Genomic DNA, 23110 nt, shown 5'->3' with positions numbered 1-23110 from the left:
GACCCGGGTCGCCCGGCGGGCGCAACCCGGACCTTGCGACAGCCGGACGCCGGGGGCGCATCCGGCCGCGATCCGTGCTAGGCTCGGCCCGAGACAACCCACGGGAGACCCCAGCAGATGACCGACAAGACCGACTTCATGGCGCAGGCCAAGGCCCAGATGGACCAGTGGACCGTCGAGATGAAGAAGATGCAGGACAAGATGGTGGAGGCCGGCGCACAGGGCCAGCAACAGATGATGAAGCAATGGGAGGACATGAACGCCCAGCGCAAGAAGATCGAGGCCCAGATGGAGGAGATGGGCAAGGCGAACATGGAGGCCGTGAAAGAGGTCCAGAAATCCATGGAGAGCGCCTGGAAGGAGATGGAAAAGACGATGGAGGCAGCCCGCAAGAAGATGATGGGCGGCTGAGGGCCCGGCCCCGTCCTAGACCGTCACCGGCGCGCCGCCCGCCGCGGCGCGGCGCGCCAGAAGCGCATTGGTCACCTCGTAGGTGCCCGGCATGAACCGCTTGCGCGCCTGCGCCTCGGCCCACCACGCCGCGCCGCCGGGCGTCGTCAGCATCTCGTGGAAATGGTTGGCGATCGCGCCCTCCAGCCCGACCAGCTTCACCGAGAGCGCGTCGTTGTGCTTGAGGAAGTTGCCATAGATGTGCACGCCCTGCTCCAGGTACATCCCGAAGGTGATCGCGTCGGCCGGGCCGAGGCTGCCGTAATCCGCATGTCCCCGGACGAGGATCCCGGCGAGCTGCGGATCCTGGGTGCGCGCCTTGTAGTCGGTCAGCGTCTGCAGCACGTCGCGCCAGTTCGACAGCTCGGCCTGGTGCCGGGTCTGCCGCAGTTCGTAGGCCAGCACGGCCACCGAGGCAAAGACACCCAGCGCGGCGAGCAGGCTGGCGATATCCGCAATCTGGCCGAGCATGTGCGTGTCCCCGTCGTGGCGTGGGCCAGCCTACCCCGAACCCACCCCGTCGCCTAGCACGCAAGAAAAAACCCCCGGCCGAGCCGGGGGTCTCTGGTCTTCCGTCCTGTCAGCCGGGTCAGGCCGAGGGCTCGGGCTCCATGTCGCCCGAGGGGCGCGACTTGGGCTTGAGCTTGGGGATCGCCGTGATCGACGGCGTCCCGCCCGAGGCCGGGCCCGCGTCGCTATTGTCGTCGCCCCGGTTCAGCGGCTCGCCGTTGATGACCTTCTGGATCTCGATGCCCGTCAGGGTCTCGTATTCCAGCAGGCCCTGCGCCAGCCGCTCCAGGTCGTCGCGCTTTTCGGTCAGGATGCGCTTGGCGGTATTGTAACCCTCGTCGACCAGCTCCTTCACCTTGGCGTCGATGCGCTTCTGCATCTCTTCCGAGTGGTTGGTGCCGCCGCCATAGGCGCCGAGATAGCTCTGCTGTTCGTTGGCGTAGTCGACGTAGCCCAGCTCCTCGGCATAGCCGAACTGGGTCACCATCGCGCGGGCGATCTTGGACACCTGCTGGATGTCGGACGCGGCGCCCGAGGTCACCATGTCCTTGCCGAACACCAGCTCCTCGGCCACGCGGCCGCCCATCGCCATGGCGATCTTGGAGGTGTATTTCCGGTAGCTCACCGACAGCTGGTCGCGCTCGGGCAGCGACAGCACGAGGCCCAGCGCCCGGCCGCGCGGGATGATCGTGGCCTTGTGGATCGGGTCGTGGTCGGGAACGTTCAGGCCGACGATGGCGTGGCCCGCCTCGTGGTAGGCGGTCAGCTTCTTCTCGTCCTCGGTCATGACCATCGACCGGCGCTCGGCGCCCATCATGACCTTGTCCTTGGCGTTCTCGAAATCCTCCATCGTGACGAAGCGCCGGTTGACGCGGGCGGCCATCAGGGCCGCCTCGTTCACCAGGTTCGCCAGGTCCGCGCCCGAGAAGCCCGGGGTGCCGCGCGCGATGATGCGCAGGTCCACGTCGGGGCCCAGCGGCACCTTGCGGGCGTGCACGCTGAGGATGCGCTCGCGGCCCTTGATGTCGGGGTTCGGCACCTGCACCTGCCGGTCGAACCGGCCGGGGCGCAGCAGCGCGGGGTCGAGCACGTCGGGGCGGTTGGTCGCCGCGATGATGATGATGCCCTCGTTGGCCTCGAAGCCGTCCATCTCGACCAGCAGCTGGTTCAGCGTCTGCTCGCGCTCGTCGTTGCCGCCGCCGTAGCCCACGCCACGCGACCGGCCCACGGCGTCGATCTCGTCGATGAAGACGATGCAGGGCGCGTTCTTCTTGGCCTGCTCGAACATGTCGCGCACGCGGGACGCGCCGACACCCACGAACATCTCGACGAAGTCCGAGCCCGAGATGGTGAAGAAGGGCACGCCCGCCTCGCCCGCGATGGCGCGCGCCAGAAGGGTCTTGCCCGTGCCGGGCGGGCCGACCAGCAGCGCGCCCTTGGGGATCTTGCCGCCGAGGCGGCTGAATTTCTGCGGGTTGCGCAGGAACTCGACGATCTCCTCGAGCTCCTCCTTGGCCTCGTCGATGCCGGCGACGTCGTCGAAGGTGACGCGCCCGTGCTTTTCCGTCAGCAGTTTCGCCTTGGACTTGCCGAAGCCCATCGCCCCGCCGCGGCCGCCGCCCTGCATCCGGTTCATGAAGAAGATCCAGATGCCGATCAGCACCAGCACCGGCAGCCACAGCGACAGCACGCTGAGGAAGCCCGACTGCTCCTGCGGCCGCGCCTCGATGCGCACCTCGTTCTGGAGCAGCGTCTCGGTGGTGTTGGCGTCGCCCGGCGCGATGGTCGAGTAGGTGCCGTCCGACGTGGTGAACTGGACGTTCTCGCCGTCGAGCGTCGCGGACAGGACCTGCCCGGTCTGAACCTGGCGGATGAACTCGGAATAAGCCACGCCGCGCTGCGCCATCTGGCTCTGCCCGCCCGAGAACAGGTTGAACAGCGCCAGGATCAACAGGAACAGGATGACCCAGAATGCGACGTTTCTCGCGTTACCCAAGGGGAGATCTCCTTACACTCCGGGCGGGAAACCCACCGCCCGCGTTGCCCTAGAAAGATAGACACGCGGCGGGGGACTTCAATGCGAATTGCTGGACTGGGCGATTTGGCCGCCCCCGGTCGCCGGCACGATGGCATCGGCCGGCCCGAGGCCCAGCGCCGGGCAGGCCACCAGCCGGTCGCCGTCGAACAGCGCGGGCCAGGCCCGGGCCGCGCGGGCCGGGGCCGCCACGGGGGCGTCCGCGGGCCGTTGCGCCCAGCCGTCGGGGCCGAGCGCGCGGATCGTCAGGCCCGGCGCGACGCCCGCGCCGACGCGCCAGCGTCCGTCCCACAGCGCGCCGGGGATCGCCGGCGCGGCCAGGCCCGCCACCGCGGCATGTTCCCGCGACAGGCGGACCGCCGCCCGCCCCACCGTCACCTCGACCCCGTGCAGCGTGCCGCCGCCCCCCGCCAGAACCCGGTCGAGCAGCGCCTCCAGCGCCTGCGCGCGCGGGCGGTAGGGGGCCGACGCCACCCGCTGCAACGCGCCCGCCAGCAGCCGCATCTGCGTGTCCCGCTCCACCGCGGCCAGCCCGTCGCGGTCGATCAGGAGGTCGCCGGTCGGCGCGCCGGCCTGCGTCTCGTCGGTGACGATGCGCGCCGCGACCTCGGCCGCGCGGGCCGCCAGCGCCTCGGCCGCGCGCGCCATCCGGGCGGCGGTGCGGGCCAGCCCGTCCGCCTCCAGCCCCAGCGCCGCCATCGCCTGCCGCGCCCGCACCCGGTCAAAGCGGGGATCGGCGTTCGACGGGTCGTCGACGTAGGGCAGCCGCAGCGTGTCGGCGTAGTGGCGCAGGTCCGCGCGGGTCTCGGACAGGAGCGGCCGCAGGAGCCACCAGCCGCCGCGGGCGTCGGGCACCCGCCGCGCCTCGGCCATGCCGGCCAGCCCCTCCACCCCCGACCCGCGCAAGAGGCGCATCAGCACGGTTTCCGCCTGGTCGTCGCGGGTGTGGGCGTAAAGCACATGGCCGACGTCGCCGCGCCAGCCGCCGATCAGGTCCAGCCGCGCGGCGCGGGCGGCGTCCTGCAGGTTGCCCGTGCCGTCCCAGTGCCAGCGCAGCGTGGCGTGCGGGTGGCCGAGCGCGCGGCACTCGGCGGCGACGGCCGCGGCCTCGGCGGCGGCCTCGGGGCGCAGGCCGTGGTCCACCGTCACCACCCTGAGCCCGATGCCCATGACCCGCGCCCAGCCATGGGCCAGCGCCAGCATCGCCATGCTGTCGCCGCCGCCCGACACGGCGAGACCGATGCACTTCGGGAAGTCGGGCCCGAGCAGCGCGCCCATGCGGGCGGCGAAGCGGGCCTCCAGGCTGTCGCCCGTCACGAACAGCCGAGACGCGCCCGCGCGGCCTGCGCCTCGGCCACCGCCGGGTTGCCGGGGTAGCGGCCGCCGACCTCGGCCAGCGTCACGCAGGCCTCGTCGCGCTGGCCCAGTTCACCCAGCGCGATCCCGAGGTTCAGGAGCGCGCCCGGCGCCCGCATCCCCTGCGTGTCGGCGGTGAAACTGTCGAGATAGGCCCGCGCGGCGCGCGACCACTGGCCCTGCTGCGCCTCGGCCTGGCCGCGCAGGAAATGCGCCTCGGCGCTCAGCGGCCCGCCGGGGTAGGTCAGCGTGAAGGCCTCGAACAGCTGCGCCGCCTGCGCGTAGTCGGCCGCCTCGTAGGCGGCGCGGGCGCGGTCGAAGTCGCTCTGCTCGGCCACGGCAAGATTGGCGCCGCCCGGCGCGGCCGGGGCCGAGGGTGCGACGGCGGTCGCGCCCTGCTGCACCGGGACCCCGCCCAGCGGCGCGGTCTGGCCGATGTCGCCGATGCGGCAGTCGGGCGTCAGTTCGCAGAGCCGGAACTCCAGGTCGCCGACCCGGTTGGTGCCGTCGGTCACCACCCGGTCGATGCGGATCTGCAGCTCCTCGGTCAGGGCGTTCAGCCGGCGCAGCTCGGCCTCGATCGCGTCGACGCGCGACAGGACCGTGCCGCCCCCGCCCGAGCCCATGGCGCCGCCGGTGGTGTTCAGCTCGCCGCGCAGGCGCTGCAGCTCGACGAACAGCACCGACAGCTCCTGCCGGATGTCGGCAAGCGTCTGCGTCCGGTCCTGCGCGACGGCCGCGGGCGCGGACAGGCCAAGGCAGAGGGCGAGGACCAGGACGCGGCGCATGGGGTCAGACCCCCGTCCCGAAGGACACGACCGTCACGGCGCGGCGGTTCTGCTGGTAGCAGGCCTCGGCCGAGCAGATCTCGATCGGGCGCTCCTTGCCGTAGCTGATGGTGTTCAGCCGGCCCGCGGGCACGCCGCGCGACACCAGGTAGTCGCGCACGGCCGCGGCGCGGCGGGCGCCCAGCGCAAGGTTGTATTCCCGCGTGCCCTGCTCGTCGGCGTGGCCTTCGATCAGGACGGAATACTCGGTGTTGGTCAGCAGCCACTGGGCCTGGCCGTCCAGCGTGGCCTGGGCGGCGGGCGTCAGGGTGGACTGGTCCACCGCGAACAGCACGCGGTCGCCGACGACCTGGTTGAAGTAGGCGATGCTGGTCGGGTCCGAGATCGACCCGGCCCCGCCGGCGCCCGGCAGGGTGGTGGTGTCGCCGTCCCTGAGCCCGCCCTGGGCACAGGCCGACAGCGCAAGCGCGGCGGTGAGGAGAAGCGCGGAGGCGCGGAAGCGGAAGGTCATGGTGCTCGGGTCCTTGTCGTTTTGGTCAATCTAGCATGGGTCTGTCCGCCAGGTCCATGCGGGGCTAAGGCTCAGGGCAGGCGCGGCGACCAGGCGGGGTCGGAGGCCATGCCGGGGGTGGCGACGCGCTGCAGGTTGCGGCCCGAGATGTCGACCGAATAGACCGCGGGCGCGCCATCGGCGCCGGCGGTCTCGCGGGTGAACATCAGGACGCGGCCGTTCGGCGCCCAGGTCGGGCCCTCGTCGAGGAACGAGGCCGTCAGAAGCCGCTCCTCGGACCCGTTGGTGCGCATCACGCCGATGTGGAAGCGCCCGGCCTCCTGCTTGGTAAAGGCGATGTAGTCGCCGCGGGGGCTCCAGACGGGCGTGCCGTAGCGCCCGGTGCCCTGGCTGATGCGGCGCGCCTCGCCGCCGCCCGAGGGCATGACGTAGATCTGCTGCACCCCGGTGCGGTCGCTCTCGAAGGCCATCTCGCTGCCATCCGGCGAAAACGACGGCGCGGTCTCGATCGAGGGCGCGTTGGTCAGCTGGGTGCGCCCGCCGCCGTCGACGCCGACGCGGTAGATGTCGCTGTTGCCGCCCTGCTCCATCGAGAACACCACGCTGCCGCCATCGGGCGTGAAGCGCGGCGAGAAGGTCATGTTGCCCGCCGAGATCGCCTCGAGCGGACGGCGCGTGACGGTGGCCACGTCCATCACGTAGACGCGCGGCTGGCCGCTCTCGTAGCTGGTGTAGATGATCCGGTCGCCCGTGGGGCTGAAGCGCGGCGCCAGCACCAGCGAGCGGCTGTCGGTCAGGAACTGCACGTTGGCGCCGTCGTAGTCCATGATCGCGATGCGCTTGAGGCGGGCGTTCTTGGGCCCCTCCTCGTGCACGAAGGCGACGCGGGTGTCGAAATAGCCGCCCTCGCCGGTGATGCGCTGGTAGACCTGGTCGGCGACCTGGTGGGCCATCCGCCGCCAGCCCTCGCGCGGGCCGACGAACTGGAGCCCCTCGCCCAGCGGCTGGCCCGAGAACACGTCGAACAGGCGGAACCGGACGACGAGGCGGCCACCGCTCTCCTCGACCTCGCCGACGATCAGCGCCTGGGCGTTGATCGCCTGCCAGTCGGCATACTGCACCGGGGCGTCGAAGCTGGTGACGGTCGAGATGTAGGCGGTCTCGGGGATCTGCCGGAACAGGCCCGTGCCGCGCAGGTCGGCGGCGATGACGCGGGTGATGTCGGCGGCGGCGTCGGCCGCGCCCCCGGACCGGGCGATGAAGCTCGGGATCGCGAAGGGCAAGGGCTCGATCACGCCCTCGGTGATCTCGAGCCTGAGCGGCCCGGTCTGGGCGCGGAGGCGGGCCGGCAGGAGCGGCGCGGCCGCCAGCGCGGAGCCGGCAAGGAGCAGGGAACGGCGGGTCAGCATGAAAGCACCTCCTGCCGCAGGACGCGGCGCTGGGGTCTGGAAAGGATCGGGCAATGGCGCGGTGTCATCTCAGGCGCATCCCCTCGGGGTTGAAGACCAGTTCTACCTGGCGCCAGTAGTCGTAGCTTTCGGCGGGCAGGCCGTAGCCGTTGGCGCCGCAGCGCAGGATGGCGCGCCGGGCGGCCTCGTAGGCCTGCTGCGCGGCGGCCTGGCTGCCGTTCTCGAAGGACACGAGCCGGAGCGAGCCGTCCACCGGCCGGGCGTCGGGCGTCATGTCGAAGCCGACCACCACGGTCGTGCCCTGCGCCTCGGTGCTGAGCGAGCCCACGTTCCAGCAGGCCGACACGGCCACCCGGAACCCTTCGCGCGCGCCGGCGGTCAGCGGCGGGCCCGAGGGCTGGGCGGCCGGCGCGGGCGTGGTCACGGCCTCGGCCACCGCCGAGGCGATGGCGTCGGCCAGCGGGTCGCTCTGCGGCGCGGGCGCCGGGTCCGGGGTGGTTGGGGGCGTGGGCGCCGGGTCGGGCGCGGGCGCGGCGGCGGGCGTGGGCTCGGGGCGCGCGGGCCGGGTCGGCGGGCGGATCGAGGCCAGCGGGCCAAGCGGGCCGCCCGAGGGCGTCTCGGCCTCGGTCACGATCTGGGTCGTCGCCTCCTCGGGGGCGGCCTCGGGCTGGGCTTCCACCGGGGTCTCGGCCGGGGCGGGGTCGGTCGAGGGGGCGACCTCCTCGGGCGCGACGGCGACATCCTCCTCGGGGGCGGGCGTCGGCAGCGGCGCGATGCGGTCGGCCTGGTCGGGCGTGGGCGTGCCGTCGGGCGGCAGGTCGGGCGCGCCCGACAGGGGCGCCGGCGGCGCGATGGTGTCGGTCACCTCGCCGGGCGGCGTCGGCTCGGGCTGCGGCGCGGGTTCGGGCTCGGGCGCCGGTTCGGGCTCCGGCTCGGGCTCGGGCGCGGGCGGCGGCGGGTCGGGCCGCTGCGCGGGCGCTGGCGAGGAGGTGACGGCCACCGGCGTCGGCTCGGGCGCGACGGTCAGCGCCTCGAACTCGGCGGTCGACAGGATGGTGACGCCGGTCACCTGGAACTCGGGCTCGGGGCTGTCGCGGAACACGGTTCCACCGAACGCGACCCACAGCAGGATCACGGCATGGATGGCGGTCGAGGCGTACAGGGACCGGCGCATCCGAGGCCCCCCCTTACTCTCCGGTTCCGTCGAGACGCGGGCCGCCCGAATCGGTGACGAGACCGATCTCGCGGAACCCGCCGGCATTCAGCGCCCCCATCACGCGCATCACGTCCTCGTAGGGGATCGCCCCGTCGGCGCGCAGGAAGATGCGGGTCGAATCCCGCTCGGCCGCGATCGCCTGCAGACGCGGGATCAGGTCCGCGGCGGGCACCGCCGTGGTCTGGATCATCACCTCGCCCTCGGGCGTCAGCGTGACGGTCAGCGGCTCCTCGTCCTCGGACGGCAGCGCCTCGGCCGAGGTGTCGGGCAGGTCGATGGGCACCCCCACGGTCATCAGCGGCGCCGAGACCATGAAGATGATCAGAAGGCACAGGATGACGTCGACGAAGGGCGTCACGTTGATCTCGGACATCGGGCGCAGGTTGGCCCTGCGCCCCCGCCCGCGCCGGCGCGAGCCGCTGTTGGTGGCGAGCGAGACCCCCATCAGTCGAGCTGCCGCGACAGGAGGGTGGAGAACTCGTCGGCGAAGCCTTCCAGCCCGGTGACGAGCCGGTCGGCATCGCCGCTGAGCTTGTTGTAGAGAATCACCGCCGGGATGGCCGCGAGCAGGCCGAGGCCGGTGGCCAGCAGCGCCTCGGCGATACCGGGCGCCACGACGGCGAGCGAGGTGTTGCCCGAGGCCGCGATCTCCTGGAACGAGCGCATGATGCCCCAGACCGTGCCGAACAGGCCCACGAAGGGCGCGGCCGAGCCGGTGGTGGCGAGGAAGTTCAGCCCCTGCGTCCAGCGCTCGCTTTCCCGCGCGATGGCCACGTCCATCGACCGGTCGACGCGCTGCTGCACGCCCGGGATCAGCGCGCCGTCATCGCGCAGTGATCGCCGCCATTCCGTCATGCCGGCGACGAAGACGCGCTCGTAGGCGCTACGGGGGGCGTCGGCGATCTGGTCGTAGAGCTCGTCCAGCGGCTCGCCCGACCAGAAGGCGGAATCGAAGGCCGCGGCATTGGCGCGGGCGCGGCGGAACATGGCGACCTTGGTGAAGGTCACGGCCCACACCCATACCGACGCCACGATCAGCCCGATCATGACAAGCTGGACGATGAGGGTCGCACGGAAGAACAGCGCAACAACGGTATACTCCGCGTGTTGCGCGACGGCGAGCGTTTCGGTTTCCATGACTGGTAAAGACTTCCTCTGCCCCGGCCTCAAAATCATCGCGGGCGCGTTCGTGCGCGCCTCTTAGAGCGAGAGTTTACCAGTTTGGAAGGGGGATTGCGAACACTTCTCTGTCAGGGGCCGACATCTGCCGTGAACGGGGCGAGGGCTGCGCGAATATCCGCCGGAAGCCGGGTGGCGCGGCCCTGCGCGTCCAGCACCACGATGGTCACGCGGGCCCGGAACAGCAGGTCGTCGCCGCGCCACACCTCCTGCGGCATGTCGAAACTGGCGCCCTTCACCCGGTCGAGCGTCGTGCGCACCTCGATCTGGTCGTCGTAGCGCGCGGGCTTGAGGTAATCCGCCTCGACCCGCCGCACGGCGAAGACGAGGCCGCGCGCCTTCATCTCCACCTGGTCGACGCCGGCCGCCCGGACCATCTCGGACCGCGCCCGCTCGATGAAGCGCAGGTAGTTGGCGTAGTAGACGAGGCCCGCAAGGTCGGTGTCCTCGTAATAGACGCGGATCGGCCAGAGGTGGGTCACTGCGCCCTCCCCACACGGGCGGCCAGGCGCAGCGCGTGGCTCGGGTCGGTCGCGGCCACCGGCAGGACAGGATCGTAGGCGGCGCGGATCAGGCCGGCGATCTCGGGCTTCAGGATCGCGGGGCCGCCGTCCGACAGCACGGCCAGCGGCGAGGTGCCGAGAAAGGCGGTGTCGGACCAGAGCAGGATCGTCTGCACGATCTGGGACAGGGCGATGGTCTCGGCCGGCGCCTCGGCCAGCGCGGCGTCCATGCGCACGAAGACGAAGGCCGCCTTGATCCCGCCCTCGGCATCGAAGCGGAAGGCGCGGTACTGGTTCGCGTCGGCCCGCTCCAGCCGGGCGACGGTCTCGGGCAGGTCGGGGATCAGCCGGTCGAGGTTCGGCGTCTGGGTCAGCTCGGCCCAGTCGCGCAGGAAGAAGATCATCAGGTTCGCGCCCAGCTCTGGGTCGGTCTCGGCCATCTTGTGGCCGGCCAGCGCCACCACGGCCTCGATCGCGCCCTTCAGGATCGAGACGGTCGCGTCCTCGACGCCGAAGACGACGGGCACGAGGGGGCGGCCCCAGCGGGCGAACAGGAACTGGCCGTCGGCGCGGGTGAACAGGGCCATGACGGCGTCGGGGGTGAGCGGCTGCATGCGGCGGACCTAATCCGGGCGCTGTTCTTCGACAAGCTGCCGGAACGCGGGGTCGAGCAGATCGGGACCGAGGCTCGCGCCCCGCCCGTTCGGCTCCAGCAAGGCAGCGACGACCGCCGCATCGGTGATGCGGACCCCGATGATCGCGCGGACCTGGTCGCACTGCCGGGCGCGGCAGCCGGTCTGGAACACCCAGTCGCCGCGCCGGATCAGCGCGGGTCGGACGGCGCTGGCCGCCTCGATCCGGTCGAACATCTCGCGCGCGGAGTCGCCCAGATCATCGTATCTTTGCGCCAGATAGGCGCGCAGGGCGGCACGGACGAAGGGTTCCTCGGGCAGATGCCGGTAGGTCCCGGCCCAGGCGGCGATCTCGGCAGGCGTCGGCAGGGCCGTGTAGGCGGCGGGGTCGAGCGGGATGTCGGCCTCGGTCAGTGTCACACCGTCGAAGGTGAACACCCGGCTCAGGTCGGCGTTCACCGGCGAGGGCAGGTGCACGGCGATCCGGCCCGGCGACAGCGCGACCTCGCGGATGGTGTGGACGCAGGCGCCGAAGGGCGGGCTGACGGCGACATCGCCGGCGGTGACGCGCAGGATGGTGACAGGCGGCGGGCAGGCCCCGCCACCACCGCCCTGCCCGACGAGCACCCAGTCGACCGGCTCCTCCGCCAGCGCGAAGGCGGTGCGAATGGTGATCGCAGACCGCTGCGGGAGCGCGATGTCGCGGCCGTGGATGCGCAGCGCCGGCGCGCCCTGCGCCTCGACCACCTCGACCGGGCCGAAGCGGGTGTCGAAGCGGGTGAAATCGCCGAGGGGGACATCGGCCAGCGCCGCGATGGGCAGGAAAAGCGAAAAACAGAACGAAACCAGGCGCATCAATCGAATTCTCAGAACAGGTCGGCCTGGCCGGGCGCGGGCGGGGCCTGCAGCCCCAGATGCGTCCAGCCTTTCTGGGCCAGCATCCTTCCCCGCGGGGTCCGCGCGATCAACCCCTGTTGCAGGAGGTAGGGCTCGATCACCTCCTCGATCGCATCGCGGCTTTCCGACAGGGCGGCCGACAGCGTCTCCACCCCCACCGGCCCGCCGGCGTAGTTCTCGGCGATGAGCGTCAGATAGCGCCGGTCGGCCCCGTCGAGGCCAAGGTAGTCGACCCCCAGCCGGGTCAGCGCGCTGTCGGCGATGGCCCGGGTCAGCCGCCCGTCGCCCTCGACCAGCGCGAAGTCGATCACCCGGCGCAACAGCCGCCCGGCAATCCGCGGCGTGCCGCGGGCGCGGGCGGCGATCTCGTGCACGCCCTCGGGGTCCGACGGGATGCCCGACAGCCGCGCGCCGCGCTCGACGATGCGGGTCAGCTCCTCGGTGGTGTAGAACTGCAGCCGCGTGGGGATGCCGAAGCGGTCGCGGAGCGGCGTCGTCAGCAGGCCCAGCCGCGTCGTCGCGCCGACCAGCGTGAAGGGCTGCAGCTCGATCCGCACAGTGCGCGCGGCGGGGCCCTCGCCGATCACGAGGTCGAGCTCGAAATCCTCCATCGCGGGGTAGAGGATCTCCTCGACCGCCGGGTTCAGGCGGTGGATCTCGTCGATGAAGAGAACGTCACGCGCCTCGAGGTTGGTCAGGATCGCCGCCAGATCGCCCGCCCGCGCCAGCACGGGCCCGGAGGTCATGCGGAAATTCACGCCAAGCTCGCGCGCCATGATCTGCGCCAGCGTCGTCTTGCCCAAGCCCGGCGGCCCGTGGAACAGGACGTGGTCCATCGCCTCGCCCCGCCGCCGCGCGCTTTCGAGGAACACGCCCAGGTTCGCCCGCGCCTCGGCCTGGCCGATGAAATCGCCCAGCGTCTGCGGCCGCAGCGCGCGGTCTGCGTCCTCGGGCAGCGCCTCGGGGCGGAGCGTGGGGTCGGGCTCGGTCATCGCGGTCCTCTATGCCCGGGGCGGACGGGGCGCGCCACCCCTCACTCCTTTGGCGCGAGCAGCCGCAGGGCGGCGCGGATCAGGGCCGGGGCCTCGGCGCCGGGGTCGTTGCCCGCCGCCTCGGCGACCGCGCGGGCGGCCTCGGACGGCGCATAGCCGAGGTTCGACAGCGCCGACAGCGCATCGGCCTGCGCGGCACCGGAGGAGGGCGCGGCCGGTTTTGAAGCGGGCGCTACGATCGGACGGTCCGGCTCGATCAACGGGTCGGGGACGGTGCCCGCCGCCTGCCCCAGCGTGCCGCCCAGCGCCATGATCCCCGGCGCCTTGTCCTTCAGTTCGTTCACCACCCGCTGCGCCAGTTTCGGCCCCACGCCCGGCGCGGCCTTGACCGCACCCCAGTCGCCGATGGCGATGGCGCGGGCCACGCCCTCGGCCCCGAGCGTGCCGAGGATCGACATGGACGCCTTGGCCCCCACGCCCTGCACAGTGGTGAGCAGCCGGTGCCATTCCCGGTCGTAGGGGGTGAGAAAGCCGAACAGCTGCAACAGGTCCTCGCGCACCAGCAACTCGGTGTAGAGCGCCGCCGCCTGCCCCGCCCCGGGCAGCGCGGCCAGCGTCCGCTCGGAGCAGTGCACGGTGTAGCCCACCCCGCCCACGTCGAGCAGCACGTGGTCGGCCGCCTTGTAATCCACCCGGCCCGTCAGCTTGCCGATCATCGCGCCGCCCCGATCGCCTGCGCCAGCCGCCCGGCGGTCTGCGCGTGGAAGGCATGGCAGATCGCGATGGCGAGCGCGTCGGCCGCATCGGGGCCCGCGGGCGCGCAGCCCGGCAGCTGCATCCGCACCATGTGGTCCACCTGCTGCTTTTCCGCGTGGCCGACGCCGACCACCGTCTTCTTCACCGCGTTCGGCGCGTATTCCGCCACCGGCAGCCCGGCCTGCGCCGGCACCAGCATGGCGATGCCGCGCGCCTGCCCCAGCTTGAGCGTGCCGGCCCCGTCGCGGTTGACGAAGGTCTGTTCCACCGCCGCCATGTCCGGCGCGTGGCGGGCCACGATCTCGGTCAGCTGCACATGCAGCGCCAGAAGCCGCGCGGCGAGGTCGCCCGCGCCGCTGAGGATCTGGCCGTTCGCGACATGCCTGAGTCGCGGCCCGTCGGCCTCGATCACCCCCCAGCCGAGGCACCTGAGCCCCGGGTCGATCCCGATGATCCGCATCCGCTGGTCCCTGCCCGTCGCCGCCTCGAAACCGGCCGCTTGCTGCGACCTTTCTGCATCACTAGCACGAAAGGCGAACATTGCCTAGGCCAAGGTCCGTTTCGGGGCCCCGGATGTCGCTTTCCGACGAGGTCGGAAACGCGGCGTCGAAAAGCGCCATTCCGCGCTCTGAAAACGACACGCATGAGCGGATTTTTGCCTGTGTTTTCGGTCTGTTAACCCGGTTTTTCTGCCATGCAGAAATTGCATGTGACCCATGCAAGAAATGCTCCTTGCCCGACGCTTTCCGGCTCTCTAGATGCGGCGTGTTCGCAGGGTGCACAAAACGCAGGCACCCATGCCCTTCAACCGACGATCGGACAGGAGACGACCCGATGGCCACCATGACGAACCGCCCCCTCGGCGCCGGCTTCGGCGCCTCCCGCTATGTTGCCGACCTCGTCGGCCGCATCGCCGCCTGGAACGATGCCCGCGTGACCCGCAAGAGCCTCTCGGCGCTGTCGGACCGCGAGCTCGACGACCTGGGCCTGGTGCGCGGCGACATCGAAGAGATCGCCCGCGGCACCTTCACCCGCCGCTGACCGCGGACGGGCCGCCACCGCGGACCAAGACAAAGGGCGCTCCCGATGCGATCGGGAGCGCCCTTTTTCATTGCGCGGACCGCGTTGCGGTGTCAGCCCTCGGCGCCGGTCGCCAGCGTCGCGCGCCAGGTGGTGACCTGCTCGGCGATCCAGTCGTAGCGGTCGACCACCCACATGGTCATCTGGTCGGGCATCAGGATGCGCGCGGCGGCCTGCTGGAAGCTGGTGCCGTTGAGCAATTCCGTCACCTCGGCCTGGTACAGGTCGAGGCCAAGGAACCAGATCAGATACGCCTTGACCGCCACGGCAATCACGAAGGCGGCCAGAAGGCCGCGGAACGGGAACCGGAAGCGCAGGCTGCGGTGTTTGGGCACGAGCAGACCGTTCGACTGGAGTACGAACTCACCCTCGACGCGGTTGCGCCGGGCACGTTCAATACGTCCAACGCGGGCCTGGAAGTTCGGATAGTCCTGATTCATCGGGCAACTCGTTCATGACTCGTCGCCCCCACCAAGGTCTGAATTAGCAAAAACTGTGACGAAATGCGAGCGAAATGCGGCGGAACTGGGACGCGGCCCGGCCCCTCCCCGCCCTAGCGGCGCAGCGTCAGGGTGGTCCACTCGCCGATCTCCCGGCGGTGTTCGAGGGCGAAGCCCTGGGCCGTGTAGGCGGCGATCACGTCGTCGGCCTGGGGCGTCAGGATGCCCGACAGGATGACCCGCCCGCCCGGCGCGACGCGCGGCGCCATGTCGGGCGCAAGCTCCACCAGAGGCCCCTTGAGAATATTAGCGAAAACAAGGTCATAGGGGGCGTTCCGGTCCAGCTCCGGGTGGTCGAACCCGGCCGCCTCGACGCAGGCCACCCGCCCCTCCACGCCGTTCGCCGCGACGTTGGCGCGGGCCACGTCGACCGCCACCGGGTCGATGTCCGAGGCGATCACCGGGCCGTCCAGCACCTTGGCCGCGGCGATGGCGAGCACCGCCGTCCCGCATCCAACATCCGCCACATTTCGGGGGGTGAAGCCGGCCGTCAACAATCTGTCCACGGCTTCCAAACAGCCCTTGGTGGTCCCGTGATGCCCGGTGCCGAAGGCCATCGCGGCCTCGATCAGCAGGCCGATCCGGTCGCCGGGCAGCCGGTCGGCGTCGTGTGATCCGTAGACGAAGAAGCGCCCGGCCTCGACCGGGTGCAGCTCGCGGCGGACATGGGCGACCCAGTCGGTCTCGGGCACCTCGGACACGGTGAAGGGCCTCGCGCCATGGGCCGCGGCCAGGATCGCCAGCGCGATGTCGTCGGGCGCCTCGGTGAAGTAGCCGCCGACCTCGAACAGACCCGAGCCGTCCTCCATCTCGAACACGCCCACCCCGGTCGGCTCGGGCTCCAGCTCCTCGAGCGCGGCGCCGAGCGCCTCGGCCTGCGCCTTGTCGGCCAGCGTGGTCAGGGCGGTCCAGGTGGTCATCGGTCGGGCTCCGTCGCGGTCGCGTGTCCTGCGCGGACTACGCCCTTGGCGGGCGCTTGGCAACGGGCGCGCTACTCGGCGGGCGCGGGCGCGGGCCGGACCAGCACCGTCTCGTTGCCCGGCTCGGGGTGCCGCGGCACCAGCAGCGACAGCAGCAGCGAGATCCCGGCCATGCCGGCGGCCAGCAGGAACACCGAGGTCGGCGAGGTCAGCCACAGGTAGCCCAGCGCGGCCGGCAGGAACACCGCCGCGATGTGGTTGATGGTGAAGGCCACGGCGGCGGTGGGGGCGATGTCGCCCGGATCGGCGATCTTCTGGAAATAGGTCTTGATGGCCAGCGCCAGCGCGAAGAACAGGTGGTTCAGCACGTAGAGCGCCCCGGCCACCCACGGGCCCCAGTCGTAGATGTAGAGCCCCGCGTAGAGCAGGAAGATCACGCCCAGCCCGGCGTATTCCACCACCAGCGCCAGCCGCTCGCCGAACCGCGCCACGATCGCGCCGAGGAACGGCGCGGCGATCATGTTGGCCAGGAGCGTGCCCATGAACAGCGCCGTGATCTGGTGCACGTCGAAGCCGTAGCGCTCGACCATCATGAAGGCCGCGAAGACGACGAAGATCTGCCGCCGCGCCCCCGACATGAACTGCAGCGCGTAGTAGAGCCAGTAGCGCCGGCGCAGCACCATCTTCTTGGTCTGCGGGTTCGGGCTCTCGAACTGCGGAAAGGCGAAGAAGCAGACCACCGCGATGGCCGCCGTCACCCCGCCCGCGACCCAGTAGACGAAATCGTAGCTCAGGTCATAGGCGCGCCAGGTCACCACGATCAGCGCATAGGCCAGGAGCGTCGCCCCCGACCCCACCGACAACAGCCAGCCCAGCGTCTGCGGGGCCTTCTTCTTGTCGATCCACTGCAGCTGCAGCGACTGGTTCACCGTCTCGTAGTAGTGGAACCCGATCGAGCTCAGCAGCGTCACGAACAAGAGCCCGCCCAACGTCGGGAACTGCGCCGTCAACGCGGTCGCCACCCCCAGCAGCACCAGCGACACCAGCGCCAGCACCTGCTCGCGGATGAACAGGATCAACAGGATCACCCCGATGGCCAGGAACCCGGGGATCTCGCGCACCGTGTGCAGCCAGCCGATGTCGGCCCCGTCGAAGCCCGCCATCTCGATGACGAAGTTGTTCAGCAGCGCTGACCAGGTCGCGAAGGCGACCGGCATGGCAAAGGCCATCAGCGCCAGAAGCGCCACCGGCCGCCGCCAGAGGGGCAGCCGCTCCGCCTCCGCAAGGGACAGCGTCCTGAGGGTATCGCCAAGTGCCATCCCTCGCCCTTACGCCGCTTTCCCGCCCCCGTCCATCGACGCGACGGTGCGGCAGCGCACAGACCGCTGCTTCATCTTTCCCAAAATACGCCCTTCGGGAGCAACGCCCGGAGCACGCGCGCGGCCCGCCTGTCGCGCCGCCGTCCCGGCGACGAGGGCACCGAGGAGCCGGCCCTCAGCTCGCCAGCACGTTGCGGAACGCCCAGGGCTCGTCCGGGTCGATGTCCTCGGGAAACAGCTCCCAGCGGTCCTGCAGCGGCGTCCAGTCGGTGTAATGCGCCTCGACCGGCCCCAGGTACGGCCGCTGCACCTGCAGGCAGCGCGCGTGGTCCATCTCGTCGGCCTCGACGATGCCCGCGTTCGGGTTCTCCAGCGCCCAGACCATGCCGGCCAGCACGGCGGAGGTCACCTGCAGCCCGGTCGCGTTCTGGTAGGGCGCAAGATCGCGCGCCGCGTCGTTCGACAGCCGCGAGCCGTACCACAGCGCGTTCTTCTCATGCCCGTAGAGCAGCACGCCCAGCTCGTCGATGCCCTGCACGATCTCGTCCTCGGTCAGGATGTGGTGCTTCTCCTGCACCCGCCCCGAGCCGAACATCTCGTGCAGCGACAGCACCGCGTCGTCGCAGGGGTGATAGGCGTAGTGGCAGGTCGGCCGATACTCCGGCGCCGCCCCCTGCCCCACCGTGTAGTAGTCGGCGATCGAGATCGCCTCGTTGTGCGTCACGAGGAACCCGAACTGCGGCCCCGGCGTCGGGCACCAGGTGTGCACCCGCGTGATCGCGCCCGGCCGCTCCAGCCAGATCCCGGCCTGGCAGCCGGTCTCGTGGCGATGCCCGTTCTCGGGGAACCACGGCTCGTGGGTGCCCCAGCCCAGCTCCGCCGGCTGGAACCCCTCGGCGATGAACCCCTCCACCGACCAGGTGTTCACGAACACCCCGCGCGGGCGCGGGACGCGGCGGTCCTGGGTGTCGCGCTCGGCGATGTGGATGCCCTTGACGCCGAGGCCCTGCATCAGCCGCGCCCAGCCCTCGCGGGTGGCGGGCGGCGCCACGTCGCGGCCGGTGTCGCGCGCCAGCGTCAGGAGCGCCTCCTTGACGAACCACGACACCATGCCCGGATTGGCCCCGCAGCAGGAAATCGCGGTGGTGCCGCCGGGGTTGCGCGCCTTCTCGTCGCGCACCGCCTGCCGCAGCGCGTAGTTGGTGCGCGCGGCGTTGTCGGTGGTCCCGAAATAGTAACCGGCCCAGGGCTCCACGACGGTGTCGATGTAGGGCACGCCCAGCTCGCGGCAGAGCCGCATCAGGTCGAGCGACGAGGTGTCGACGCTCAGGTTCACGCAGAACCCCCGGCCCGGCTCCAGCAGCCCGCCCAGAAGCTCGCGGTAGTTCTCCTGCGTCACCGCGACGGGCACGTGGTTGATCCGGTGCTGGCGCAGGAAGTTCGCCTGGGCGGGGTCGGGCTCGATCACCACCAGCCGGTCGGCGTCGTAGTCGAAGTGGCGTTCGATCAGGGGCCAGGTGCCCTTGCCGATCGAGCCGAAGCCGATGATGACGATGGGGCCGTCGATGCGGCCGTAGACGGGATGGGACTGGGCCATGGGATGGGTCCTCCGGTCTGCGGGGTCTGGAAACGCAACGGGCCGCACCGGAACGGCACGGCCCGAAACTCTGTCTCTGGCGGGGTCGCCCCCGGACGCGTCAGTTCTGCGCGTAGTATTCGATGACGAGGTTGGGCTCCATCACCACCGGGTAGGGCACGTCGGCCAGGCCCGGGGTCCGCACGAAGGTGGCGGTCATCTTGGAGTGGTCGACCTCGAGGTAGTCCGGCACGTCGCGCTCGGCCAGCTGCACCGCCTCGAGCACCACGACCATCTGCTTGGACTTGTCGCGCACCTCGATGACGTCGCCTTCCTGCACGCGGTAGGAGGGGATGTTGACCCGCTTGCCGTTCACGGTGACGTGGCCGTGGTTCACGAACTGGCGCGCCGCGAAGATGGTCGGCACGAACTTGGCACGGTAGACGACGGCATCCAGCCGGCGCTCCAGCAGGCCGATCAGCAGCTCGCCGGTGTCGCCGCGGCGACGCTCGGCCTCGGCGTAGATGCGGCGGAACTGCTTCTCGGTCAGGTCGCCGTAATAGCCCTTGAGCTTCTGCTTGGCGCGCAGCTGCAGACCGAAGTCCGACATCTTGCCCTTGCGGCGCTGGCCGTGCTGGCCCGGGCCGTACTCGCGCTTGTTCACGGGCGACTTGGGGCGGCCCCAGATGTTCTCGCCCATGCGGCGGTCGATCTTGTACTTGGCAGAGGTGCGTTTGGTCACCGTCTGATCTCCTTCTGGCGTGCGGGCCCGGGGGCGCCGCGATGAAGGGCGTTGTCCTTTGCCTTGCGGCCGACAGGCTGTCCCTTGCGGGAGCCACCAACACCAATGAAGACCCCCGGCCGTTGCGGACCGGGGGACGCGGGGGGCTGTCTAGGCGGATCGGGCGGGGCTGTCAATGCCGGGCGGCGACGGCCCGCGACGGGGCGCCGTGCAGCAGGATCGCCGCCTCGGCCCGGCTGACCATGCGGCGGGCGGCCGCGCCGTAGAGATCGGGGTTTCCCGCCAGCTCGGGGCGCAGGTCGAACAACAGGTCGCGCTGCACGCCCGACAGGTGGTCGAGCCCCATGAAGCCGGGGTGGAAGGTCTCGACCTCCAGCCCGTTGGCCCAGATCACCTGGTGGCGGTCGAGCATCAGGTGGATGTACCAGGTCTCGCGCAGGGAATGGTCGACGGTGATGTAGCGGTCGCCCACGAGGTCGGCGGCGCGCACCAGCACCTCGTCCTCGCCCCAGAGGTCGCGGGCCGCGCGGCCCGTCACCAGCACCCGGTGCTCGGGGCTGACGATGAGGTCGGCATCGGGCCGGTCGACCCCCAGCGCGCCGCGGCGCAGCCGGATCGGCCGCTGCTCGGGCATCGCGAAGAGCCGCGCGCCCGACATCCGGCGGTGGCCGGTCCACAGCACGTCCTGCGGACCGTCGTCGCGGGTCAGGAGCCGGTGGCCGGGCCCGAGGTCCTCGATCGCCACATCGCCGGTCTCGGTCCTGAGCCGCGTGCCGGGGGTGAAGCAGATCACCGAGGGGCGCTCGGACGGGGTCGCGCGCAGCGTGCGCTCGGAGCGGTGCACGACGGTCAGCTCGCGGTCGGGCGGCGGCATGTCGCCCGCGAACAGCAGGACTGGCGCGGCGCCGTCCTCGATCACGATCGGAACGATGGTGAAGAAGCGGGTGCCGTCCGACACCACGAAGGCGCCGCGGAACACCGGGTCCGCCTCGTCGGCGGCAAGGTCGGCGGGGCCGGGCGCGGGGCGTTGCAGGATCTTGCGCACCACCCGCGCCGCGCGGGCACGAAGCTCGTCATGGTCCCGGCTGGCGGTCAGGATGAGGGCGGCGCCGTCACCCTCCAGGGGAATGGCTCGGCCATGCCAGCTCCACGCCATCCCTTCCGCCAGATCTTGTTCTGGTTCTGCCGGATAACCCTCTACCCAGGTCTGCGCCCATGAAATCATGAACGCGCCCCGAAAGCCCGTGCCCATTGCCCCGCCTCAAGTCTTGTCATGCCGGGCGTTGGTCGCCCGTGCTTGCCGGACACCATACCAAAGGTGATTCGCTGTGTATAGCGTGCGATTCGGCGACAGCTACGAAATGTCAGAATTGCAAGCCGAGGCTGAGCGAGCCCACCAGCTGCCCCTCGGTCTGGCCGACGAATTCCTCGGACAGCCAGGTCACCCCGTAGAAGATGTTGCTGGAGCCGAAGCCGTAGTTCACCCCGGCGCGCACGCGGTGGCGGACGTCCTCGACCTGGTAGCCGCGGTCGGCGGGCAGGAAGACCGAGCTGTCGACCCAGGCGCTGTCGGCGCCGAGCAGGAAGGACCAGCCGCCGTCGCTGTCGCCGACGATCCCCTCGAGCCGCTGGCCGGTGATCGGGTCGCGGGTGCGCAGCCCGCCCTGCCCCAGATTGCCCAGCGTCAGGTCGAAGCCGGCGCGGGCCAGCGTCTCGGCCCCGGCCTGCAGCTCGACGAAGGGGCGCAGCTCGGTGCCGCCCCAGCCGAGGGTGCGGGCGACCTCGACGGTGCCGTGCAGGTGGACGCCGTTGTCGACCTGGTGGTTTTCCACGTCCATCCGCGGCATCGAGAACCAGTCGTGGATGGTCGACTGGAACGCCCGGATGCGGCTCTGCTCGCCGGTGATGGCGATGTCGGCGCCGGCCGTCACCTCGAAGCCCTGCCAGTCGAAATGGGTATGCGCCCCGAGCCACCAGGTGCCGGCATAGAGCCGGTCGCCGGGCGCGGGGTTGGCCAGGTTGTCGGGCGCCATCACCTCGCCGCGCAGGCGGTATTCCATGATCTCGAAGGGCTGCGTCGGCAGCGACCCGGCCCAGTGCGTGCCGCGGAAGGCGCTGATGGCGAAGCCGCCCGAGCGCCAGCGGTCCTGCCGGTCGGCGATGGTGTCGTTGGTGAACTGCCGCACGAGGCCGAGGGTCTCGCGGCCATCCTGGGCCTGGGCCGCGGGGGCCAGGACGGAAAGAACCAGAACGGCTGCCCCGAGCCGGGGAAAAACAACTGCCATCACACTGCCTCGCGCGTTGCGGCGGTTGATCCGCCTGCGGTTTGACGGGACACTACCATCGCAAATGCGGCATGGCTATGGCGGGACCCGATTTTTCGCCCCTCCGCGCGCGCCCCGGCCCGGCGTCAGGCGCGTCCCGGCCACAGCGCCCGCACGACCTGCCCCGCGACGCGCTCGCCCGACAGCCGCGCGCCCCCGGCCGTCTGCTGCAGCGCGCCGGCCAGCGCCTCGCCCGCGAACCAGATCCGGTCGGCCACGGGGTCGGCCAGCGTGGCGCGGGCGCGGGCCTTGCCGGGCCGCGCCGCGGCGTAGGCCCCGCGCACGTAGCGTTCGCCACCCCACTGCGTCATGCGCGACCGCCCCACCGCGCGGCGGATGCCGGAGCCGAAGATGTCCTCCAGCCGGTCGGTGACGAAATCCACCGCCGCCGCGGGGCCGGCGGCCTCCATCTCCCAGGCGAAATCGCCGCCGACGAAGCCCACCATCAGGTCGAGGTCGAAGGGAAAGCACAGGAAATACACGTCGTGATGGGCGTGGCGCTCGATCAGCAGGTCGTCGAAGGGGTTGAGGCCCAGCCGGTCGCCCCGGATCTCGACGGGGATCTTGGTCAGAAGACCCATCGGCAGGTCGAAGATCGCCTCGACATGGCGCTCGGGCAGCCGGGGGCGAAACCGGATCTCCTCGAAGGCCAGCACGCCGGTGGACACCGTGACGATCACCGCCCGCGCCCGCACCGTGCCGCGGGCGGTCTCGACCGCGACGCCGTCGCCCGACCAGTCGATCGCCCGCACCGGCGTGGACAGCGACACCGGCACGTCGGCCCCGAACCGCGCCACCAGCGCGCCGAAGCCTTCGCGGGTGAAATAGTTGGGGTCGAGGTCGGCCGCGCCGCGGAAATCGGTCACCGAGATCTCGTCGGCGTCCTGCCCGAAATCCATCGGCCCGCAGAAGGTCGCGGCCGCCCGCGCCGCCCGGCTGGCGGAAAACAGCGACGACAGCCGGTCGTCGGCCGCCCCGGTGTCGAGCAGGCGCTCCAGCTCGGCCTCGGCGGCGCAGATCTCGGCCAGTTCGCCGGGGGTGGCCGCCCGGTCGCCGAAATAGAGCCGGTCGACGCCCATCGGGTGGTGGTGCAGCGTCCAGCCCGCCGCCTCGGCCTCGGGGAAGAAGGGGTTGCGGTCGGCGGCATGAAGCCAGGCGCAGCCGATGTCGAAGGGCACACCGAAATCCGTGTCGGTGGTCCAGGCCCGCCCGCCGATGCGGTCCATCGCCTCGAGCACCACGAACCGCAGGCCGTGGGCCCGCAGCGCCCGGGCCGCGGCCAGCCCGGCGGCCCCGGCCCCCACGACCACCACATCGGTGTCCGTCATGCGTCCGTCCTCGTGACCCGGCACCACACCCGCTCGCGCCGCGGCGATGGTGGCAGCGCGGGGGGCGGCCCTGTCAAGCGTCAACCG

25 protein-coding genes are annotated in these 23110 nt (G+C 71.2%); 2 read left to right on the top strand and 23 right to left on the bottom strand.

Annotated features, from left to right (window positions below; genetic code table 11):
* Positions 1–117: 117 nt before the first annotated feature.
* Positions 118–411, top strand: a complete 294-nt coding sequence (locus tag HCU73_RS06195; protein ID WP_168622562.1) for a sll1863 family stress response protein — start codon at positions 118–120, stop codon at positions 409–411.
* A 15-nt stretch (positions 412–426) separates the two neighbouring features.
* Here the strand turns inward: HCU73_RS06195 and HCU73_RS06190 are convergent, their stop codons facing one another.
* The 15 genes from HCU73_RS06190 to ruvC form a co-directional block, all read right to left on the bottom strand.
* On the bottom strand, positions 427–921 hold the full coding sequence (locus HCU73_RS06190; protein WP_168622561.1) for a hypothetical protein: 495 nt from the start codon (positions 919–921) through the stop codon (positions 427–429).
* A 118-nt stretch (positions 922–1039) separates the two neighbouring features.
* Complete coding sequence (ftsH, locus tag HCU73_RS06185) at positions 1040–2956, bottom strand: ATP-dependent zinc metalloprotease FtsH (RefSeq protein ID WP_168622560.1); 1917 nt, start codon at positions 2954–2956, stop codon at positions 1040–1042.
* A gap of 78 nt (positions 2957–3034) precedes the next feature.
* Positions 3035–4312 carry a tRNA lysidine(34) synthetase TilS gene (tilS, locus tag HCU73_RS06180; protein WP_338052002.1) on the bottom strand — a complete coding sequence of 426 codons (1278 nt, stop codon included), beginning with the start codon at positions 4310–4312 and terminating at the stop codon, positions 3035–3037.
* Entirely contained in the window at positions 4309–5139 is an 831-nt protein-coding gene (gene ybgF, locus HCU73_RS06175) for a tol-pal system protein YbgF (RefSeq protein WP_168622559.1), read from the bottom strand. The genes tilS and ybgF overlap by 4 nt, the downstream gene beginning before the upstream one ends.
* Before the next feature lie 4 nt (positions 5140–5143).
* Positions 5144–5650, bottom strand: a complete 507-nt coding sequence (gene pal / locus HCU73_RS06170; protein WP_168622558.1) for a peptidoglycan-associated lipoprotein Pal — start codon at positions 5648–5650, stop codon at positions 5144–5146.
* Between the two features lie 71 nt (positions 5651–5721).
* Positions 5722–7059: a Tol-Pal system beta propeller repeat protein TolB gene (tolB, locus tag HCU73_RS06165; RefSeq protein ID WP_168622557.1), complete on the bottom strand. Its 1338-nt coding sequence runs from the start codon at positions 7057–7059 to the stop codon at positions 5722–5724.
* A gap of 64 nt (positions 7060–7123) precedes the next feature.
* Positions 7124–8233: a hypothetical protein gene (locus HCU73_RS06160; protein WP_168622556.1), complete on the bottom strand. Its 1110-nt coding sequence runs from the start codon at positions 8231–8233 to the stop codon at positions 7124–7126.
* A 13-nt stretch (positions 8234–8246) separates the two neighbouring features.
* Positions 8247–8720 carry an ExbD/TolR family protein gene (locus HCU73_RS06155; protein ID WP_168622555.1) on the bottom strand — a complete coding sequence of 158 codons (474 nt, stop codon included), beginning with the start codon at positions 8718–8720 and terminating at the stop codon, positions 8247–8249.
* Positions 8720–9412, bottom strand: coding sequence for a protein TolQ (tolQ, locus tag HCU73_RS06150; RefSeq protein WP_168622554.1), 693 nt, complete (start codon positions 9410–9412; stop codon positions 8720–8722). Before tolQ ends, HCU73_RS06155 begins: the two co-directional genes overlap by 1 nt.
* Positions 9413–9525: 113 nt before the next feature.
* Positions 9526–9936: a tol-pal system-associated acyl-CoA thioesterase gene (ybgC, locus tag HCU73_RS06145; protein WP_168622553.1), complete on the bottom strand. Its 411-nt coding sequence runs from the start codon at positions 9934–9936 to the stop codon at positions 9526–9528.
* Positions 9933–10571, bottom strand: coding sequence for a hypothetical protein (locus tag HCU73_RS06140; protein ID WP_210730524.1), 639 nt, complete (start codon positions 10569–10571; stop codon positions 9933–9935). The genes ybgC and HCU73_RS06140 overlap by 4 nt, the downstream gene beginning before the upstream one ends.
* A gap of 9 nt (positions 10572–10580) precedes the next feature.
* Complete coding sequence (locus HCU73_RS06135; protein ID WP_168622552.1) at positions 10581–11444, bottom strand: hypothetical protein; 864 nt, start codon at positions 11442–11444, stop codon at positions 10581–10583.
* A gap of 11 nt (positions 11445–11455) precedes the next feature.
* The gene (gene ruvB / locus HCU73_RS06130) at positions 11456–12478 is read right to left on the bottom strand and encodes a Holliday junction branch migration DNA helicase RuvB (protein WP_168622551.1); all 1023 of its coding nucleotides are present in this window, start codon (positions 12476–12478) and stop codon (positions 11456–11458) included.
* A gap of 41 nt (positions 12479–12519) precedes the next feature.
* Complete coding sequence (gene ruvA, locus HCU73_RS06125; RefSeq protein WP_168622550.1) at positions 12520–13194, bottom strand: Holliday junction branch migration protein RuvA; 675 nt, start codon at positions 13192–13194, stop codon at positions 12520–12522.
* Entirely contained in the window at positions 13191–13694 is a 504-nt protein-coding gene (ruvC, locus tag HCU73_RS06120) for a crossover junction endodeoxyribonuclease RuvC (RefSeq protein WP_168622549.1), read from the bottom strand. Before ruvC ends, ruvA begins: the two co-directional genes overlap by 4 nt.
* Positions 13695–14068: 374 nt before the next feature.
* Between ruvC and HCU73_RS06115 the strand changes: the two genes are divergently transcribed.
* Positions 14069–14275 (top strand): DUF1127 domain-containing protein, encoded by a 207-nt coding sequence (locus tag HCU73_RS06115; protein WP_168622548.1) that lies wholly within the window; start codon positions 14069–14071, stop codon positions 14273–14275.
* A 92-nt stretch (positions 14276–14367) separates the two neighbouring features.
* On the opposite strand, the gene HCU73_RS06110 is transcribed toward HCU73_RS06115, so the two are convergent.
* From HCU73_RS06110 to HCU73_RS06075, 8 genes are all read right to left on the bottom strand, one after another.
* The gene (locus HCU73_RS06110; protein WP_168622547.1) at positions 14368–14649 is read right to left on the bottom strand and encodes a hypothetical protein; all 282 of its coding nucleotides are present in this window, start codon (positions 14647–14649) and stop codon (positions 14368–14370) included.
* A 218-nt stretch (positions 14650–14867) separates the two neighbouring features.
* Positions 14868–15734 carry a 50S ribosomal protein L11 methyltransferase gene (locus HCU73_RS06105; RefSeq protein ID WP_168622546.1) on the bottom strand — a complete coding sequence of 289 codons (867 nt, stop codon included), beginning with the start codon at positions 15732–15734 and terminating at the stop codon, positions 14868–14870.
* 71 nt (positions 15735–15805) lie between these two features.
* Positions 15806–17053, bottom strand: coding sequence for an MFS transporter (locus tag HCU73_RS06100; RefSeq protein ID WP_168622545.1), 1248 nt, complete (start codon positions 17051–17053; stop codon positions 15806–15808).
* 175 nt (positions 17054–17228) lie between these two features.
* The gene (locus HCU73_RS06095) at positions 17229–18650 is read right to left on the bottom strand and encodes a homospermidine synthase (RefSeq protein WP_168622544.1); all 1422 of its coding nucleotides are present in this window, start codon (positions 18648–18650) and stop codon (positions 17229–17231) included.
* Between the two features lie 100 nt (positions 18651–18750).
* A complete protein-coding gene (rpsD, locus tag HCU73_RS06090) occupies positions 18751–19371 on the bottom strand; it encodes a 30S ribosomal protein S4 (protein ID WP_168622543.1) in 621 nt (206 codons plus the stop codon).
* Between the two features lie 172 nt (positions 19372–19543).
* A complete protein-coding gene (locus HCU73_RS06085; RefSeq protein ID WP_239025469.1) occupies positions 19544–20527 on the bottom strand; it encodes a Hint domain-containing protein in 984 nt (327 codons plus the stop codon).
* A 208-nt stretch (positions 20528–20735) separates the two neighbouring features.
* Positions 20736–21656: a lipid A-modifier LpxR family protein gene (locus tag HCU73_RS06080; protein WP_168622541.1), complete on the bottom strand. Its 921-nt coding sequence runs from the start codon at positions 21654–21656 to the stop codon at positions 20736–20738.
* Positions 21657–21781: 125 nt separating this feature from the next.
* Positions 21782–23023 carry a flavin monoamine oxidase family protein gene (locus tag HCU73_RS06075; RefSeq protein ID WP_168622540.1) on the bottom strand — a complete coding sequence of 414 codons (1242 nt, stop codon included), beginning with the start codon at positions 23021–23023 and terminating at the stop codon, positions 21782–21784.
* Positions 23024–23110 lie beyond the last annotated feature (87 nt).

The organism is Roseicyclus persicicus (genome assembly GCF_012395815.1).
Classification (GTDB): domain Bacteria; phylum Pseudomonadota; class Alphaproteobacteria; order Rhodobacterales; family Rhodobacteraceae; genus Roseicyclus; species Roseicyclus persicicus.
The sequence above is the reverse complement of the archived record's forward strand: the minus strand, read 5'-3'. Positions and strand labels throughout refer to the sequence as shown.